This window comes from Spirochaetota bacterium (assembly GCA_026414805.1).
GTDB lineage: Bacteria > Spirochaetota > UBA4802 > UBA4802 > UB4802 > UBA4802.
The window spans coordinates 26,340-46,862 of the sequence record JAOAIH010000011.1; the positions used below are offsets into that span (position 1 = coordinate 26,340).

At 34.5% G+C, this 20,523-nt stretch carries 12 protein-coding genes; 6 read left to right on the forward strand and 6 right to left on the reverse strand.

The features are described from left to right. The first annotated feature begins 76 nt into the window (after nucleotides 1-76). Nucleotides 77-1,402: a hypothetical protein gene (locus N3F66_03880; protein ID MCX8123288.1), complete on the forward strand. Its 1,326-nt coding sequence runs from the start codon at nucleotides 77-79 to the stop codon at nucleotides 1,400-1,402. A 123-nt stretch (nucleotides 1,403-1,525) separates the two neighbouring features. Here N3F66_03880 and N3F66_03885 read toward each other — a convergent pair whose 3' ends face one another. From N3F66_03885 to N3F66_03895, 3 genes are all read right to left on the reverse strand, one after another. Beyond that, the gene (locus N3F66_03885) at nucleotides 1,526-5,701 is read right to left on the reverse strand and encodes a PAS domain S-box protein (protein ID MCX8123289.1); all 4,176 of its coding nucleotides are present in this window, start codon (nucleotides 5,699-5,701) and stop codon (nucleotides 1,526-1,528) included. A gap of 274 nt (nucleotides 5,702-5,975) precedes the next feature. Next, a complete protein-coding gene (gene purQ / locus N3F66_03890; GenBank protein MCX8123290.1) occupies nucleotides 5,976-6,785 on the reverse strand; it encodes a phosphoribosylformylglycinamidine synthase I in 810 nt (269 codons plus the stop codon). A gap of 8 nt (nucleotides 6,786-6,793) precedes the next feature. Next, entirely contained in the window at nucleotides 6,794-9,781 is a 2,988-nt protein-coding gene (locus N3F66_03895; GenBank protein ID MCX8123291.1) for an AIR synthase-related protein, read from the reverse strand. A 305-nt stretch (nucleotides 9,782-10,086) separates the two neighbouring features. Here N3F66_03895 and N3F66_03900 point away from each other — a divergent pair, with 305 nt between their 5' ends. Further along, nucleotides 10,087-10,377, forward strand: a complete 291-nt coding sequence (locus N3F66_03900; protein MCX8123292.1) for a hypothetical protein — start codon at nucleotides 10,087-10,089, stop codon at nucleotides 10,375-10,377. Between the two features lie 35 nt (nucleotides 10,378-10,412). On the opposite strand, the gene N3F66_03905 is transcribed toward N3F66_03900, so the two are convergent. Next, complete coding sequence (locus tag N3F66_03905; GenBank protein ID MCX8123293.1) at nucleotides 10,413-12,770, reverse strand: sodium-translocating pyrophosphatase; 2,358 nt, start codon at nucleotides 12,768-12,770, stop codon at nucleotides 10,413-10,415. A gap of 550 nt (nucleotides 12,771-13,320) precedes the next feature. On the opposite strand from N3F66_03905, the gene N3F66_03910 reads away from it, so the two are divergent. Next, entirely contained in the window at nucleotides 13,321-14,562 is a 1,242-nt protein-coding gene (locus N3F66_03910) for an HD domain-containing protein (GenBank protein MCX8123294.1), read from the forward strand. Between the two features lie 27 nt (nucleotides 14,563-14,589). Here the strand turns inward: N3F66_03910 and N3F66_03915 are convergent, their stop codons facing one another. Beyond that, nucleotides 14,590-15,603: an aspartate-semialdehyde dehydrogenase gene (locus N3F66_03915; protein ID MCX8123295.1), complete on the reverse strand. Its 1,014-nt coding sequence runs from the start codon at nucleotides 15,601-15,603 to the stop codon at nucleotides 14,590-14,592. Between the two features lie 426 nt (nucleotides 15,604-16,029). Between N3F66_03915 and argC the strand changes: the two genes are divergently transcribed. Next, nucleotides 16,030-17,076 (forward strand): N-acetyl-gamma-glutamyl-phosphate reductase, encoded by a 1,047-nt coding sequence (gene argC / locus N3F66_03920; protein MCX8123296.1) that lies wholly within the window; start codon nucleotides 16,030-16,032, stop codon nucleotides 17,074-17,076. A gap of 8 nt (nucleotides 17,077-17,084) precedes the next feature. On the opposite strand, the gene N3F66_03925 is transcribed toward argC, so the two are convergent. Then, nucleotides 17,085-17,813, reverse strand: coding sequence for a protein-L-isoaspartate(D-aspartate) O-methyltransferase (locus N3F66_03925; GenBank protein MCX8123297.1), 729 nt, complete (start codon nucleotides 17,811-17,813; stop codon nucleotides 17,085-17,087). A gap of 181 nt (nucleotides 17,814-17,994) precedes the next feature. Here N3F66_03925 and ptsP point away from each other — a divergent pair, with 181 nt between their 5' ends. Beyond that, a complete protein-coding gene (gene ptsP, locus N3F66_03930) occupies nucleotides 17,995-19,740 on the forward strand; it encodes a phosphoenolpyruvate--protein phosphotransferase (GenBank protein MCX8123298.1) in 1,746 nt (581 codons plus the stop codon). Between the two features lie 11 nt (nucleotides 19,741-19,751). Beyond that, nucleotides 19,752-20,504 (forward strand): class I SAM-dependent methyltransferase, encoded by a 753-nt coding sequence (locus tag N3F66_03935; GenBank protein ID MCX8123299.1) that lies wholly within the window; start codon nucleotides 19,752-19,754, stop codon nucleotides 20,502-20,504. Nucleotides 20,505-20,523: the final 19 nt, after the last annotated feature.

Sequence of the window (20,523 nt, forward strand, 5' to 3'; positions counted from 1 at the left end):
GCGTAGAAGATATAAACAATTATTTGTAACTTTAATACTATATTCAACACACAGTATAAAAATAAAGGAGACACTTATGAAATTAAAAAAAGTGATAGTTTTATTTGTTATTGGACTGCTATTTGCTGCTTGTTCAAGTGTGGATAAGAAAAGTAATTCCTCCAACACATCAACTTCATCACCTAAAAATGGTCCAGGAAAAATCTACTGGGACGACAAATCTTTAAAAGGTGAAGGAAATTTTACTAATGGAGCAAAAACTGGCAAATGGATTTTGTACCATAAGGGTACTGGCGAAAAATTAGCTGAAGGGGAATATGTAGACGACAAACAGCAAGGATTCTGGACATATTATCATAAGAATGGAGCAAAAAGCCTTGAGGGTAATTTTGACCAAGATCAAAAAACAGGAGAATGGATAGCATATTATCCTGAAGGCCCTATCATGTGGAAAGCTACCTTTGTTATAAAGCAAAAAACTGAAAGTGGCTTTACCATGAGAGTTGGTAGCATTGAAGGTACAAAGACATGGTTTTATCAGTCAGGAAGAATCTGGAAGGAAGAGCAGTTTACTAATGGTGAACAGACAGGAAGAAGCCAGGAATACTATGAAAACGGCAATCCAAAAATTATTGCATGGTATAAGGCAGGACAGCTTGATGGACAATGTAATAAATGGTATGAAAATGGCAAAAAATTAGAAGAAGGCACATATAAGGAAAACAAGAAAAACGGTAATTTTAAATTTTATTTTGATAATGGACAGGTTTCTGCTACTGGAAGTTTTATAATGGATAAACCTGAAGGTGACTGGAAATTCTATTCAAAAGAAGGTCTATTGCAAAAAGAAGGCAAATATAAGGATGGCAAAGAAATTGGTTTATGGAATTTCTACATGTATCCAACCAAAGTACAAAGAATAAAAATAATGGAATTGCCTCTACAGGGTGGGATGATAGATAATACCAATGAAAGTGCAAAATTATATAATGAGAAAGGTCAACTTATTGGTTTTGGCCAGTTAACTGGAATTCCAAAAGGCATATATACAATAATGAAAGATGGAAAACCAGCTGGTGAAATGTCATCATCATCTGTACCAGCTGATGATGTTAAAGAAAAAGTTACATATATTTGGACAGGAAAATGGGAAACTCCAAAGAAAAACGGTAAGTGGACTGAATATTATCCTGGCACAAAGAATATAAAATTGGAAGCAACATATTTAATGGATAAATTAAATGGTTCGTATAAAGAATTTTATCCAAATGGTAAAATAAAATCCGAAGGTGAATATTTAAATGACAAGATGAATGGTGAATGGAAAGTATATAAACCAGATGGATCACTGGATGATGCACAGTCGGGCAAGTACATGCTTGGTAAAAAAATGAGTTTTTAATATGTTCAGCAAATATATAAAAAGTTGACTATCATTGTACTGTGATTTATAATATGTTTTCACTTATTTGAATAAGTGCATTTTTGTTGTACATGGGGTTGTCTTATTTTGTGACAGCCCCTATTACTTTTTATCCAATATATTTCGTAATTTCTTAGCTAAATCTAACATTGAAAAAGGCTTTTGTAAAAAATTTGTTTCTTTGTTTATTATATGCTCATAAAGCATTATATCTGTATAACCTGACATAAACAAGCACTGTATATCAGGCTTGATTTGTTTAATTTTTTCATAAAGTTCAACACCATTCATCTGTGGCATTACCAAATCAGTAAGTAGCATGTCAATTTCATTGCTTTTTGTTTTCATTATATCAATAGCCTCAGAAGGTGAACTGGTTATAATTACTTTATACTGTAGCCTCTCCAGCATTATCTGAATCATTTTCAACAGTGATTGTTCATCCTCTACAACCAGCAATGTTTCTCCATTACCAAGAGGTTTTTCATCAATTTTGATTTCATCCTTAATAGTATCTGGAGTTACGTATCGCGGTAAATAAATCTTAAAAGTGCTTCCAATTCCTTTTTCGCTGTATACGGTAATAAATCCATTATTTTGTTTGACTATACCATACACCGTTGACAATCCTAATCCAGTACCTTTACCAATTTCTTTAGTTGTAAAAAATGGGTCAAAGATTTTATTAATAATCTCTTTATCAATACCGCACCCATTGTCACTTACCGAAAGTACCACATATTCACCAGGCAGGCAATCTGTAATATCCCTGCAGTAGTCTTCATCAAGAAGCATGTTCTGTGTATGTATAGTAATAATGCCATTATCACTAATCGCATCACGAGCATTTATACATAAATTTGCTACTATCTGGTTAACCTGAGTTGGGTCAATGAGTACATTCCAAAGTTGAGGATGTGGATTAAATCGTAATTCAATATTCTCGCCAATTAATCGTTGTAACATCTTCAACATATTTCCTACAACGTCGTTGATATTTATCACATGGGGCTCAGTGATTTGCTTTCGTGCAAAAGTTAAAAGTTGTCGGGTGACATCAGCTGAACGCTTTGCTGCGCTTATAATTTCATTTAAATATATTTCCAGATCCTTTTTATTATCTATTTGCATTAATGCTAACTGTGCATTTCCCATTATTACTTCAAGCATGTTGTTGTAATCATGAGCAACACCCCCTGCCAACCTGCCAATTGATTCAAGTTTTTGAGCCTGTATGAGCTGTTCTTTTAATCTATCTCTTTCTTCTTCAGCTTTTTTCCTTTCGGTTATGTCAATATATAAGGTAGCAATATATGCTGGGTTCTTGTCACTATCATATAATACAAACCTATTGGCCATCCACCACTTAATGCCTGATTTATGATGTAGAGCAACTTCAACTGGTTCAACTTTTCCTTCTTTAATAGCCTCTCTATCTCCCCTAAGCAGTTTTTCAGCATCCTCTTTAGGAAAAACATCGTAGGGAGTTTTGCCAAGCCAATCTTCTTTTTTTAATTCCATAACCCTTTCCCACTCATCATTTAAATAAATATATCTTCCCTGCAAATCGCGTATGACAACAACAAGTGGGAGATTTTTCATAAACAATGAAAATTTTTCTTCTGATTCTTCTATCTTTTTTGCAGCTATCTTAATATCAGAAATATCTTTAAAAACAGTTGCAAACTGTCCCTTTTGTGGTGAAAACACTGAGATAATAAAATATTTATTCATTGGCTCATAATATGTTTCAAAAACAGTTGATTTACCAGTTAAAGCTACTTCTTTGTATATTTCAAAAAAAGGTGGTTTTTCTGTGTTATATACTTCTGTTGCTAATTTATACAACACATCTTCCTTTTTTAATGATAGAATTTGTTCATATTGCGGGTTGACATCTATAATTCTATAATTTACGGGATTATTGTTTTCATACACAAGCTCATGCAGGCAAATTCCATCATTGGAATGAATAAATATATTTTTGAATTTTTCTTCGCTTATTCGCAGTATTTCTTCTATTTTTCTGCGTTCAGTTATATCATGGGCTATGGCATAAGCTATTCCAAGTGATGTAACAGGATGTGAATTCCACTCTAACCATCGATATGTTCCATCTTTGCAACGATACCTGTTTTCAAATGTTATTAGATCATTTCCTTTGAGTAAATCATTTTGAATTACATGCAATGTTTTTTCAATATCATCAGGGTGTATAAATTCTAAGAATGGCCTTGACAGTAGCTCTTCCTGTGTATATCCCAGTGTTTTTTCAAATGCGGGATTAACCATTAAAAATGTTGCCGTGTGTAAATCTGTAATGCATGCTAAATCCTTAGTTAAAAGAAATAGATTTTTATAAGACTCCTCCTTTTCTTTATGGAGTTGAATTTCGTATACTATCTGGGATAATATGGTTACCCTGCTAATGTCTATCGGAGAATATTCCTTACTGATAGTGCCAACTCCTAAAATTGCAACTAATGAATTATTAATGAAGACAGGGATAAAAAGTTCACTTAATGGTTTTGAAATATTTGTAACTTTACAGCTAAAGTATTGTGATTCTTTATTATTTATAACCGGTTTTTTAGTTTCCTTACATTCATTCCACAATTTTTCATAATCTATACTGCAATCAATGGTATTATCAATGCAAAATGAGTGGAATGAATCTGGTGATACAATATTTGTTAATTCACCGGTTTTATTATAATAGTATTTATAACAAACAAAACAACTTACCTGGCTATCAGTAATATCTGCAATCAATTTTAACGCATATTGGATAAATTCCTCTTTAGAATGCTGCATTGAGTAGTTGATGAATCGTATTCTGATTTCGGATAATAGCTGAAAAAAACTTTCTTTTGTTCTATCCTGAATAATAATGACTGTACCCAGAATATTTCCTTCATTATTTTTTATTATTGTACCTTTAAAATCTATAGGAATCACTGTATTATTTCGTGAAAGAAGAACAGTTGTATAGTAATCTCCTTGAAATGAACCTTTGAGTATAGATTGATAGATATCATCATTAGATATTAATAAATTTTTATTAATAATATTAAGAACATCACCAACGTATTTTCCTTTAACATCTTCGTACTGCCAGCCAGTCAATAATTCAGCAATATAGTTGAATATCTCAATGTTTCCATTGCTGTCGGTGACAACAATTGCATCCCCTATTGATTCCAGAATTAGTTTGTATTGCAAAAATTGTCTTAGTTGTTCACTTTTAGCATCGGAAAGTTTTTGGAAATAAAGTTTTTCATTATTTTTTGTATATATAATAATATATGCAATAACTAATCCAATGGATAACACAGCAACAATTAAAGTTAAGAAAAATACATTGAACCATTGGCTCAATATAACTGAGTAGTTTTGTTTAGTTATAACCACCCATTCAATATCCGGAATAAATAATGAATAAGCTAAAACTTTATTGGAATCATTATCATATCCAAAAAGCAAACCACATTTCCCATTAAAAGATTGATAAATGACGTTATCTTTCTTTAATGAATCAATCTTGAATATTATAAACTGTGGATTATGATTCTTTATGTTAAAAGAATAAACTTGTCGTGTCCGTTTTTGAATTAAAACAGTTTCAGCTGATTGGGTTACTCCTGCTGCCCACTGAGATAATAGTGGCAAAAGATAATCTTGTGCCCTTGAAATACAAATAAGAAAATAAGAAGGCAATACATTTTCATTTACAAATAATGGCGCAATAAGGCTTATATGTAAATTGGATTCAGGGTAGTCATAATGGAGGTCTGTAACCGTAATTTTTTTTTGTGTTTTACAAGTGTTTAAAAACAATATACTTTCAGCGCTGAGTTTTTCTACAGTGTGATGTAATGTAAAAATGATAGAATGATTGGCACTTACTATTAAAATATCATATATGTCATTATTTTTAGCATAGAAATTTAATAACTGCCAAAGCTGTCCATATTTTTCTTTATCAGGATTGGAAAGATAGTTTTTTGAAAGAACAGTAAACATATTTGAATTAATAAGAAGAGTAATGTCATCAATCTGGTCTTTAATCCAATTTTGTATACCGTCCTTTTTTATTTTTGCATTACTTGATAACCTATATACAGAATGTGTCCGTACTGTTTCAAACTGTATATACAGCAAAGCTATGCTGAATGCTAAAATACAAAACAAAATAATACCAAGAATTATTATGATTTTTCGGGGTATTATTGATATATTGAATAAGCGAGATAACTGTTGTAATTTAGATTCTATCATGTAATAAACTCAATACATGGATAGCTCACATAAAATTTATGAAATTATATATAGAGTAAAAAAACGATATCAGCAAAAACTACCCATTTATTTTATAAAAATATTTTGCCAAAGTCAAACAAATTTATTGTAGTGTTATTATGAAATTTAAATTTCATTTAGACTAAATTGTATTAGTTAACATGAAAAAAATATAAGTATGGAAATATGTAATTGATTGAAGACTAAATGCGTATAGTTGCTTTTTTACAACCATACATAGGGATTGAATATTCTATAAAAAATATTCTACCGCATTTTTAAAAATTTTTAAACCTTCACCGTATACTGGCATATCCGTTTTATTTCTTTTATATTCTTCACGTAGATATGTCCAGTCATCTCGTTGCATAAAATAGATATGACGCTCAGGATGTGGCATCATTCCCATTATCCTTCCAGTAGTATCGCAGATGGCAGCGATATCTAACATAGAGCCATTTGGGTTATATGGGAATTGTCCGTGTGCTAAAGTGCCATCTGGTTTACTATACTGCATTATTATTTGATTGTTTTTAGTTAATGCATCTATAATATTTTGTGGTGCAACAAAATTACCTTCACCATGTGCAACTGGAATATGCAACATATCAATTCCCTTTGTAAAGACACAGTTGGAATTGGGATTAATTTTTAAATCAATCCATCGGCATTGAAATCTGAATGTTGCGTTGTGCTCAAGAGAAACCTCTACCTTACCAAATGGCAAAGTTAAACCCGGAACTATCCCAAGGTTAACCATAACCTGAAATCCATTACATATACCAATCATCAAAGTATCACGCTGTAAAAAAGCATACATCTCATCGGATAAATTATTTTTTATTTTATTAGCAAGAGCTTTCCCGCTACCGGTATCATCCCCATAAGAAAATCCTCCAGGGAATGCAAAAATCTGATAGTTGTTGAGGATAGATGTATTTTCAATGATATCATTTATGTGTACAATAGTTGCTTCAGCACCTGCTAATGCAAATGCAAAACGGGTTTCTTCATCACAATTAATTCCATATCCTGTCAGTATGAGTGCACGTGGTGTAGCCATTTATACCTCTAAAATTCACTGAATGTCGATTTATATGCTGTGTGAAGTTCGTTAACCGAAATTGAAATTATAGTTTTGTTGTTCAGACCAATTACATTAATATATGGCTCATTTTCAACATATCCAATGTGTGCAAAGGGTATGTCTTTGCAAAGTGCTTCAAATTCTTGTTTATTCTCAGGAGCTATCGAAACTAAAATACGCCCCTGTGATTCTGAATACAGCAATGTATCATTTCGATCAATATTGTGGTGAGGTATTTTACTTAAATCGATATGAGCACCCAATAAACCACCCATTGACGATTTTGCCAAAGCTATCGCTATACCACCTCGTTCAACGCTGGCACTTGATGCAATAAGTCCATTACGTAATGCTTTTTCAACAGTTATGTAAATTGCACTATTGCGCTGCGGATCAACTTTAGGCACAGTACTACCGATATATTTTTTCCCTGATAATTTTTCCCCCATATAAGCAAGATATTCACTTCCACCTAGTTCATCGTTAGTAATACCAAGTATATAAATTAAGTCGCCGGGCTTTTTAAAATCTAATGTTTGGCAATATGAAATATCGGAGACAACTCCAATTGAAGAAATCAACAGTGTAGGAGGAACAGAAATAAATACTTCATTGAAATTTTCATCGTATCCTTTGAAATCATTAAACATGCTATCTTTTCCGCTAATGAATGGTGTTTTATACGCTACAGCAAAGTCATAGCATGCGCGTGCTGCTTCTTTTAACTGACCTAATCTGTATGGATTAGTAGAATCACACCAGCAGAAGTTGTCGAGCAATGCTAATCTATCAAAATCACAACCAGCAGCAACAGCATTGCGAACTGCCGTATCAATTGAACATGCTGCCATCCAATATGTATCAATATCACTGTATGAAGGATATAATCCGTGGGATAGCACTACTCCGCGCTTTGATGTGAGCACTGGACGAATAACTGTAGCATTGCCATTAACTTTTCCTTTCCCCTGCAATGGCTTGATCACACTGTTTCCCTGTACTTCGTGATCATATTGTGTTGATATAAATTCAAAACTAGCTGTATTGAGACGTTGAACCATCGCTATAAAATCATTAGTTGCATTCAGTGGATCATCAAATGCTGGATATGGATGTGATTGTGGTGCATAGGTACTTGTAAGCTTTTTCTGAGGAAGACCTTCATGTAAAAAGTGAAGATCAATATTAAAGACTATCTCATTGTTATAGTATACTATGCCTCTGCCTGAATCAGTAAACTTACCTATAACCCATGCATCCACTCCCCTTCGTTTCATTAAGTTTAAAAATTCCTGCAGCGTTTCATCCGGTACTGCAAGCGTCATGCGTTCTTGAGATTCTGAAACCCATATCTGCCAGGGAGCAAGGCCAGGATACTTTAATGGCACTTTGTCAAGATACACAATAAAGCCACCAGCTTCACGTGCCATTTCAGAAACTGAGCATGAAAGACCACCTGCACCGTTATCGGTTATTGAATGATATAGCCCTTTATCGCGGGCTTCCTTTACAATGGCATCAGATAACTTTTTCTGAGTAATAGGATCGCCTATTTGAACTGCAGTGGCTGGACTCCCTGATGTCAAAGCTTCGGAAGAAAATGTTGCGCCATGAATTCCATCGCGTCCCACTCTGCCGCCAACCATTACAATATTGTCGCCAGGCATGGCCTTTTTCTGGACTGATGATTTGCCTTTTATTTTTTTTGGTATAAGACCAACTGTGCCCACAAATACAAGAGGTTTCCCTTTATAACGATCATCAAAATATACAAATCCCTGGGGTGTTGGAATACCAGAACAATTGCCACCAACATTGACGCCATGGATTACCCCTTCCATGATTCTTCTGGGTGAAAGCATTTTGGAATTTTTATCTTTTGATTTGTATAATGGCTTTGTGTCAAAAGGATTAGCAAAGCAGAAACCATAGCGATTGGCAACAGGTTTTGCGCCCAATCCAAACCCAATAGCATCCCTGTTTACACCTACAATCCCGGTGATAGCACCACCAAATGGGTCCAGTGCACTTGGACTGTTGTGAGTTTCAACCTTATCAGCAATAACATACTCATCATCAAACTCTATCCCTCCTGCATTATCACTAAATACAGAAACACAGATGTCGTTTTTTCCCTTCTCTCGCCTTATTCGTAACGTTGCTTCCTTAATATAATGCTTGAATATACCGTCATTGATATCATCCAGTTGAGCTGCAAATATAGTGTGTTTGCAGTGCTCGCTCCATGTTTGAGCTATGGACTCAAGCTCTACATCAGTAGGATTTCGCTTCTCTATCTCTTGATAATATTTTTTTATTGCTTCTAAAGAAAGCATATCAAGAGCTAATGGTCCTCGCCGTGTCCCATCAGGATTTTTTATGCCTTCTTTCCCCAATGCTAAAAGCTCTTCTTGAGATACGTTTAATGACACTATTTCGGCTTTTGGATCCTCATGTAGGGTTACAACAGGGATAGCATTTCCAAACCCGTTATTTGAAATATAATCATCATATGTTAAAATATTTGCTCTTTGTATCAATGGATTATACAATTCCAACGAAATCTCGTGTATATCATTATAGCTTATATCACCCCATAGAAAATAAGTTGAAGTAGTGAAAACAGATTTTTCAGGATCACATTCGGTTTTAAAAATGTCCTGTATCATTTCTCGGGTTGTGTGGGCTACGTTATCTGTTACTCCCGGAAGATAGCCAATCTCTATGGCATACGTAAAATGATTGGGTATATATGGTTGATTTATACAGTAATTTTGTGTTACAGGCTGTATAAGGGCTTTTGCAACATTTTCAATTTGAGTTACGGTAAGAGGTATGTTAATGAGATAGTTATCGGTACGAACACATTGTTCAACATGAAACCCTAAATGGGATAATTTCTTTTTTAGAACAATACCCCTTGAATCAGGGATAGTATAATATATTTCAATGCGATAATGAGCCAATTCCATTATTATTAAACCCCTTGATTGTCTTTGTGAATGAGAAAAATTTCTATAATAAAAATCAAGCCATAAAATTAAAAGCACACCAAAATGGTGCGCTTTTTATTAAGATTCTATCTTTAGCTGCTCGGTATGTATCAGTTTTGTTCAGTGCTAAAGATACGAAAACAAACTGTTGCATGTAATAATTATATCAAAACTAGTATGATTATCAAAAAAATATATTATTTTATTTTCGTTCTATAGATTGATTTTATTTTTCTAAATTAGTATATTATTGTAGAAATATATATCATTTAGGGAGGTGTGCCATGAAAGCAGGTTTATTAATCACCGGTAATGGTGCCTTAATCTATTTAACCTCGTACGATAGCTTTATGAATGAAAAACTTAAAGAAAAATTAGCATCTAAGGGAATTACAAAATTCATTGCGTATGAAATACCTGTAGAAGAAGCTAAAAAAAGATATGGTGGACATTTTGATATTGTAATTAGAGATTTACATGAAACTGATGATTTGCGTATACTTGACTACGATGGTTCAAGAGCATTTAAAATGTTTTCGTTCAAAGAATTAGGAAAGCCAGTATATCATGAATAAAAAAGCAGGGGGGTTTAACCCCCCTGCTTTTTTTCTTACTTCATCATACCTAATAGTTTTGCAATCTGTGGGTAGAAGTGAACCACTACACCAGCAAATACTACAGATACCATACTCATAAGCTTCAAGAGAATGTTAAGAGATGGACCTGAAGTATCTTTGAATGGGTCACCAACTGTGTCGCCTATAACACCGGCTTTGTGAGCATCAGAACCTTTTCCGCCATAGTTACCTTTTTCAATAAATTTCTTTGCATTGTCCCATGCACCACCTGCATTGTTAAGCATACATGCAAGTGCAAATCCTGCTGCCAAAGCACCAGCAAGAACACCAGTTGTTCCTGCAACACCCAATAGTAATCCTGCTGCGATAGGAACAATCAAAGCTAACATTGAAGGAAGGATCATCTTTTTCTGTGCACCAGCAGTTGAAATCATAACGCAACGTGCGTAATCAGGCTTCTGAGTTCCTTTCAATATGCCTGGGAATTCCTTGAACTGACGACGTACTTCTTCAACCATTGCACCAGCTGCTCTACCAACAGCCTTTATAGTCAATGCTGATATAACGAATGCCATCATAGCTCCAAGGAATAAACCGCAGAGTACCATAGGATTAAGCAGAGTGATATCATATGCTCGTACAAAATCGCCGATTGTAGCATTTTTGATAAGTACGTTATTTAAATCAGGAGTTATATTTGCAGGCAATATATTATAAAATTTAACAGAACCAACCTGGAAGAAACCTTCTGCACTTCGTGCTGCATACTTGCTAACCCAGATTTTTACTTCCTCAATATACGCAGCAATAAGAGCCATAGCAGTAAGTGCAGCAGAACCTATAGCAAAGCCTTTCCCTATTGCAGCTGTTGTATTGCCTAACATATCGAGTGCATCGGTTTTTGTTCTTACTTCTTTACCTAAACCACTCATTTCTGCATTACCACCAGCATTGTCAGCTATTGGTCCATATGCATCAGTTGCAAGTGTAATACCAAGGGTAGAAAGCATTCCAACAGCGGCAAAAGCAATACCATATAATCCTTTTGATACTGCTTCAGGTTCTGTTCCAAAACCGCCTGCAAGGCCAAATGCAGCAAGGATGCCTAGTACTATGGTAAGGACTGGTATACCTGAAGATAACATACCAGTTGAAATACCATCAAGAATACCTGTTGCAGGTCCCATTGTATGCTGTTTTGCAATACCCTGAGTTGGCGAATAATCATCAGCAGTATAGTATTCAGTAGATTTACCAATAATTAAGCCTGCAATTAAACCAGCTATAGAAGAACCAAAAACACCCCACGAAATAATATTAACATGAGCTAACACCGCTAATGCGATAATTAAAAGGAATGAACTTCCCCATACGCCACGGTTAAGTGCTTTCAGCAAAGTTTTCATTGAGGCATCTTCTTCAGTTCTAACAAAGAAGATACCAATAACTGAGAAAATAATACCAAGACCAGCAACAATCATAGGTGCAATTACTGCATTGATGTTTTCTATACCAACAAGTGGCAAAGCAGCACCTAATGCAGCAGTTGAAAGGATTGAACCGCAGTATGATTCATAGAGGTCGGCACCCATACCGGCAACGTCACCAACATTGTCGCCAACGTTGTCAGCAATTGTAGCAGGGTTGCGGGGGTCGTCTTCAGGAATCCCAGCTTCAACTTTACCAACTAGGTCAGCACCAACGTCTGCAGCTTTGGTGTAGATACCACCACCAACACGAGCAAAAAGGGCCTGAGTAGAAGCACCCAAACCAAAGGTAATCATTGTTGTAGTAATTTCTACAAGTTTGCCATGTTTAAATGCTTCATTAGTAAGCAGTGAAGCATCAAATGTTTGTCCAGCAGCAATAATGCCTATTTTTTCAGCTAATGCCTGGCTGAATCCCATGATATTATTATCATACACCCAATTCAGAACAATATACCATAAAGAAATGTCAAGCAAACCAAACCCTACAACTACCAGACCCATAACTGCACCCGAACGGAAAGCTACCTGCAATCCTCTGTTTAAAGATTCCTTAGCACCCTGAGCTGTTCGTGAAGATGCATGGGTAGCAGTATTCATTCCCAAAAATCCACACAATCCTGAGAAAAAACCACCTGTTAAGAAAGCAAATGGTACAAACGGATTCTGGATCCCATAATACGCTAGAATTGACAATAAAATTACCAGGATCACAAAGACTAAAGAGACCACCTTGTATTGTTGCTTGAGATAAGCAAAAGCCCCTTCACGCACTGCCTGTGCAATTTCGATCATTTTTTCATTTCCTCTATCTGCTTTCATCATCATTTTATAGAAGATGTAAGCAAATAAAAGAGCAACGATCGACCCAATTGGGGCTATCCAAAAAAGCATACTATCCATAGGGCCACTCCTTTTTTATTAATATTTTAAATAATTGTAAAACATTTAAAAATAGTAAAGTGCTCTTTTGATGTCTAAAAAAATGAAATACCATTTATTGTCAAGTGTATTTTACAATTAAAAAATTTAATGGCTGGGAAACTTCAAGTTTGAAGTGCAACATTTAGATGATAGTGTAGCAGTTCATAGGGAGATTCATAATTCCATGATTCTTGTAATTTTACCTTTTTTATATCGTTTATAGCATGGATACACATATCAGGTTATAGCTCTCATAACACGTTTGCACCTAAGCAGCTAACTATGGGTGCAGTTACAAGTAAAAATTTTTCTTTCTGCATACCACATTTTTTTAATGACTTTATACTCATTATCATTTATATTTATGTGAATACAGCTTTGAAAGTGCACTCCACAGGTGCCATTATAAATTACAATTAACTAACTTTATTGGATATGCTTCTTTAGAGGCTAATTTTTTTAAATAATATGGACAGTATAACTTAATTTTTGTATATTGAGATAATTAATTTATTTACAAAGGCTATATATGGAATGTGACGAGAAAAAAAGAAAACTCTCAATAGAAGAAATAATAAAACTCTCAAATGAGCTCAATACTATTCAGGATTTAGATATACTGCTTGAAAAATTACTTTATGAAGCCCGAAAATCAGTAAATGCTGATGCAGGTTCCATATATATAAAAGATAAGGATGAGCTTGTTTTTAGTCATGTGCAAAATGACACTCTTATACAACGATTGCCTCCAGGACAAAAATTAATATATTCAACTTTCCGTGTTAAAATTAATACCCGTTCCATTTCAGGTTTTGTTGCTTCAACGGGCACTATAGTAAACATTCCCGATGTGTATAATATTTCCCCCCACGTACCGTACAAATTCAATTCTACTTACGACGAAATCTCTAAGTATAAAACAACATCAATGCTTACAGTCCCCTTGCAAACAGTAAATGGCACCATCATTGGTGTATTGCAGTTAATAAATGCAAAAGACGATAAAGGAAATGTAATATCATTTACTAAAGATGATGAACCAATAGTAATGTTGTTTGCAAATAATGCCAGCCTTGTATTGCAGCGTGCTCAGATGACCAGAGCACTGCTTTTAAGAATGATAAGCATGGCCGAATTGCGTGACCCCAAAGAGACAGGTGCCCACGTTAACCGTGTAGCTACTTATGCTATTGAGCTATATGAGCGTTGGGCAAAAAACCATTCTATTGATCAAAAAGAGATAGAAACTAATAGGGATATTTTGCGTATGGCTGCCATGCTTCATGATGTTGGTAAAGTAGCTATATCTGATCTCATTTTGAAAAAACCTGGTCGATTTACTAAGGAAGAATATGATATTATTAAAGGACATACATTTCTAGGAGCCAGGTTATTTAAGGATACTCAATCACAGTTTGATGAGATAGCAAGTATAGTAGCACTTACACATCACGAAAACTGGGATGGCACTGGATACCCCGGCTATGTTGATGTTGATACAGGGAAGCCTCTTGAAAAAGGTATTGATGGTAAACCATTGCCACGTAAAGGTGAAGAAATACCCATATTTGGACGAATAGTTTCACTGGCTGATGTATATGATGCGCTTTCATCACGAAGAGTATATAAGGATGCATGGGATGAAAATGACGTGCTCAATGAAATTAAAAATGCTTCAGGAAAGAAATTTGATCCCGAGCTAGTTGATATATTTTTTGAATGTCACGACTTTCTAAAATCTATCAGGTTGCGGTATCCTGATAGTGAATAAATAAAAAATTTACGTACATATACATTATTATACCATCTTCTTTTCTATTAATAATTCTGCGATTTGAATAGCATTGAGTGCTGCACCCTTGCGTATATTATCAGATACTATCCACAGGTTGATTCCATTTGGTATTGATTCATCCTCTCTGATTCTGCCTACAAAGACATCATCTTTGCCTGCTGCATGAATTGCCAGAGGATATTCATTCTTTGATGGGTCATCAACAACTGTTACACCTTTTGCATTTCGTAGCAGTTCTCGCACTTCCTGTGGAGTTATCTTCTTTTCAGTTTCAATATTCACTGATTCTGAATGTCCATAGAATACTGGGACCCTTACTGTTGTTGCAGTTACTTGAATAGAGCTATCGCCCATAATTTTTTTGGTTTCGTTAACCATTTTCATTTCTTCTTTTGTGTATCCATTTTCAAGGAATACATCTATATGAGGCAATACATTAAAAGCTATTTGATGTGGATACACTTTTCGTTGCGAAATGGGATTTCCATTGATTATATCTTTTACCTGAATCTGTAGCTCCTCAATTGCTTTGAGGCCAGTCCCTGAAACAGCTTGGTATGTGCTAACTACAATTCGCTTTATCTTTGCCACATCATGTATAGGTTTGAGGGCAACCACCATTTGTATTGTAGAACAATTGGGATTGGCTATAATACCATTGTGCCAGTCAACATCATTGGGATTAACCTCGGGAACAACTAATGGAACATCCTTTTCCATACGCCATGCTGAGCTGTTGTCAATTACAATACATCCTGAATCAGCGGCTTTACGTGCTACTTCACGACTAATAGAAGCACCAGCTGAAAACAAAGCAATATCAAATCCTTTAAATGAATTATCAGTCACAGGTTCCACAGTAACCTTTCTGTCCCCAAACTCTAAAGTTTGCCCTACTGTAGTTTTACCCAAAAAACGGATATTATTGATAGGAAAATTGCGCTGTAATAAAATTTTTCTGAACTCTATACCAACAGCTCCAGTTGCACCTAATATCACTATGTTGTATTTCTTCATGTTTATTCCCCTGAAATTTTTATTTAGTATTTTTCTTATATAGCACTTTTTTTTGTCAATTATAACTTTTTTATTAAGAAATTTTTTACGTTATAACACATAATAATTTTTCTCAATTGACAATCAGTGTAGCATTGGGCATAACGTTACAAGTATTATAAATTTTTTTGTTCGATAGTTATTGATAAATGTTTTATTTATTTTGACAAGTTGTATAAAATTTCTATCACAGTACATTGTATACTAACTATAACCGTATGTGATATTATAATAAAATTATAAATGAATGACAAGATTTTGGAATAAATTTTTGACATTGATAATATGGAAGGAAGGATATTAGTAAAAAAATTAAAATCTTTTTTGGTAGATTAAATTCTTGAGAATAATATTGACAAAATTTTATTTTTAGTAGGAGACATCATTATGAAAAAAGCATTAATAGTTGGAGCTACAGGATTTGGTGGACTTGGATTAATTGAGATACTATTACGCCATAAGGGATTTAAGATTGCACAGCTAGTAGCTCGTAAAGATGTTGGAAAAAAAATATCTGATGTATTTCCTCACTTAGAAGGATTCTGCGATATGATCGTTGAATCACCTGAAGAAATACACTATGATGATATGGACATTGCCTTTTTTTCAACCCCTGATAAAGCAGGTATGCAGCTAATTCATGAATTTTATAAACGTAATATCCCTGTTATTGATTTCAGTGGCGATTTCAGGTTCACCACTGTTGATGATTATACTGTGTATGCAAAAAATAAAGGAATGAGTACCGAACACTTGGCTACTGATGTTCTTGCTCATACCGTGTATGGTCTTCCTGAAAAATATGCAGACAAAATTAAAAAAGCCAGAATTGTTGGCAACCCTGGCTGCTTTGCAATAGCAATGATTTTGGGATTACTCCCTGCAGTAGAGGAAGGTATAATTGAATCAGATACAATCATATGTGATGGTAAAACAGGTGTATCAGGTGCAGGGAAAAATCCAGGTGAAGCAAATTTTTATCCTCAGCGCTACGAAGACGTTAATACATACCGTGAAGGCCATCACCAACATATTGTAGAAGTGGAAAATATTTTGAATGCACACAGTAAAAGTCACAAAAAAATATTATTTATACCACAGATTGTACCTTTAAATAGAGGAATTCTGATTACTATCTATGCTGATGTAAAAGCTTCAATAGATGCCACAAAAGTCTTTGATTTATACAAAAGTTATTACGCCAATAAACCGTTCATTCATATAACCCAACGTTCTTGCCATACCACCGATGTACGCGGTACAAATCGCTGTCAGATACGCCCTTCAATTGACCAACGTACCGGCAAGCTTTTCATAACCTCAGTGATAGACAATCTTATAAAAGGACAATCAGGGAATGCAGTGCAAAATGCCAATTTAATGATGGGTTTTGATGAAACCGAAGGATTAATGGTTCCTGCTTTTTACCCTTAAGCAAAGCATTATTCATTTGACGGAACCATAGGTACAAAACGCACATAGGTTATTACTTTTTGTGAATATTTATTGCCGTTGCGGACAATTTTTACAAGTTCTTGGTGATAATCGCCTACCGGTGCTACCAGTATACCACCATCCTCTTTGAGCTGGTTGAGCAATGCATCAGGCACTGTTGGTGGTGCTGCAGTTAACATAATAACATCAAACGGAGCATGTTCAGGCCAGCCTTTATAGCCATCACCAATTTTAACAGTAACATTTTTATATCCTAACGATTTTAGTCGCATGGCTGCCTGTTTACCAAGTGGTTCAACTATCTCAATGGTATACACTTCTTTTGCAAGCAATGACAAAATTGCAGCCTGGTATCCCGAACCGGTACCAATTTCAAGAACTTTCTCACTGCCATCAAGTTCACATAATTCGGTCATCAATGCTACAATATATGGCTGCGAAATTGTCTGTCCATAGCCAATAGGTAGTGGATGGTCTTCATACGCTTGAGGGATACTGAGTTCTGGTACAAACTTATGCCTTTCTACTTGAAGCATAGCCTTTAACACACGAGGGTCTTTCACTCCACGGGCTTCTATCTGTTTTTTTACCATCAATTCACGAAGCTGTTGCAAAGATTCCCCCTTTACATCATTGAACGTAGCATTAAATAATGAAACAAGAGCTATCGCTAGTGCAATCATTATAAATATAACTGTTGTAATTTGCCAATTCATTTTTCAAATTATATTGAGTTACTGCTTTTAATTCTAAATATAAAATTTTTTATTTATCTTGACAAGTTTTTTACAATAAATATTCATTTCATTTTCAAACTTGAATTGAATATTTTGATTTACATTTTAATATATTTGACAATATACTTGAGCAACAGCTACTGGTAGTAGGTACAATATCATGTCAAAATCAATAGAAGGTATTATTGCTTCACCAGGGATTGTAATAGGCAAAGCCTATATTTACAGAGGTGATAATATTATTGTTCCCAAATACACTATACCCGAGGATCAGGTTGAAAAAGAGATAAGAAGGTATGATGAATCTCTTGCAAAAACTAAGGAAGAAATTAAAGCGATCCAGTCCCAGATAGCAAGCAGTCTATCCAATGATATGGCCGATATCTTCAAAAGCCATTTGATGGTACTTGAAGACCCCTATCTTGACCAAAAAGTTCGAGAAACTATCAGCAAAGAAAAGCGTAATGCTGAATGGGTACTAAATGATATATCTTTACAGTTAATTCAGAGTTTAAAATCTATTGAAGATGAATATCTCCGCGAACGAATTATAGACATATCAGATATAAATAAACGACTTATTAATAATTTACAGAAAACTCATGATGAATCACTGGCAGATTTAAAAGAGGAAGTAATTGTAGTAGCAACTGACCTTACTCCATCTGATACTGCAATGATGAATAAAAAATATGTTCTGGGATTTATTACTGACCGCGGTGGGAGGACATCGCATACGGCAATTATGGCCAGAGCCCTTGAAATACCTGCAATAGTTGGTTCACAGGTTGCAACATCCCTAATAAAACATGGCGATATTATTATTCTGGATGCAATTCATGGTAAAATAATTGTCAATCCATCAAAAGATGAAATAAGTGAATATGAAAAATACCGCGAAGACTTAAAACAACTTGAAAATGAACTAGCTTCTATAATAGAGCTTCCCTCTCATACTTTAGATAACGAAACTATATATATTTATGGCAATATTGAAATTCCTGATGAAATGAACATAATACGCGACCATGGTGCACAAGGTATTGGACTTTTCAGATCCGAGTTTCTTTTTCTTGACAAATCACTACCGGATGAAGAAAAGCAATTTGAAGAATATAAAAAAGTAGTAGAGTTTTTTAATCCACATCCAGTTACCATACGCACTCTTGATATTGGTGGTGATAAAATTTATGCATTTACTAAACAATATAAAGAGCGCAATCCTTTCTTAGGATGCAGAGCAATACGTTTTAGTCTTGAAAATGAATTTTTATTCAGGCCACAGCTAAGAGCTATATTACGCGCTTCGGCGTATGGCAATGTTAAGCTGATGTTTCCCATGATATCTTCAGTAGAAGAGCTTCTGAAGGCAAAATCAATTCTATATGATGAGATGGAAAATCTGCAAAAATTAGGAATACCATTTAATCAAAATCTTCCTGTTGGCATAATGATAGAAGTTCCTTCAACTGCAATTAACGTTGATATCTTCTGTAAATATTGTGATTTTTTCTCTGTTGGTACTAATGACCTTGTTCAGTATACGTTGGCAGTTGATCGCATCAGCGAAAAGATAGCTTATCTTTACAATCCTCTCAATTTAGCAGTCCTTCGTCTGCTTAAATTAATTGCAGATGTATCAAGTCAAAATAATATACCTCTTTCTATATGTGGCGAAATGGCTGGCGAACCAAAATATACTATGCTTTTAATAGGTTTAGGTTACCGTCAATTATCCATGAGTTCAGCATTCATGTATCAGATCAAGCGTATTATACGCTCTGTTACTGTGGAGGAATGCAAGGAGATGGTTAATAATCTCATGCAACTGGACAGTACGTATGAAATTGAAAATGCTATGATGGAAGTATTAAATAAAAAATTCCCCAACATGTTTTTTAAATAATTATCATTATTATGAAATTATATCACGACTTAGCTGAATATTATTTTACTATAGAAAAATGCCATCGAAATATTACCGATGATATTAATCTTATTTCAGAGCTTGCTAGTAATATTAAAAATCCAGCTCTTCTTGATTTGGGGTGCGGCACCGGTGAGCATCTGGGTGAGCTTTCTAAAAAGGGCTTTGTATGCACCGGTATTGACAATAGTAAAAGCATGTTAACATATGCAAAATTGCGATTCCCAAATGCTGCTAATTTTTTACTATCTGATATTACAAGTTTTGATTTCTTTGAGGATTTTGATGTTATTATTTCTTTATTTGGATCATTTGATTACATGATAGTTGATGAAGATGTGGATAAAGTTTTATGGAATACATGGCAAGCATTAAAAAATAATGGATTTTGTCTTTTTGAAATATGGAATGCAATACCAGTACGTGAAATAAAAGAAAAACCATTAACTACAGTATCAAGAGTTCATTATAAAAATCTGATCATTGAACGTCAACGAGGCTTTACGCTCATGCCTGATAATTCAAAAACCATTGCAGAAGTAAACTATTTATATACAATTTCAGATGGAACAACTATACAGCATATCACCGACAAACATGTAATGCGTGCGTTTTTTAAAGAAGAAATTGAAGGATTTTTAATGGCCAATGGATTTAAAATTGTAAATATTTTTGCAAATTCAAAAAAAGAACCCTTTATCAAAACATCCAATAAGCTTTTAATCCATTTTATAAAAAACTAAAAAATATCCATGATTTTAT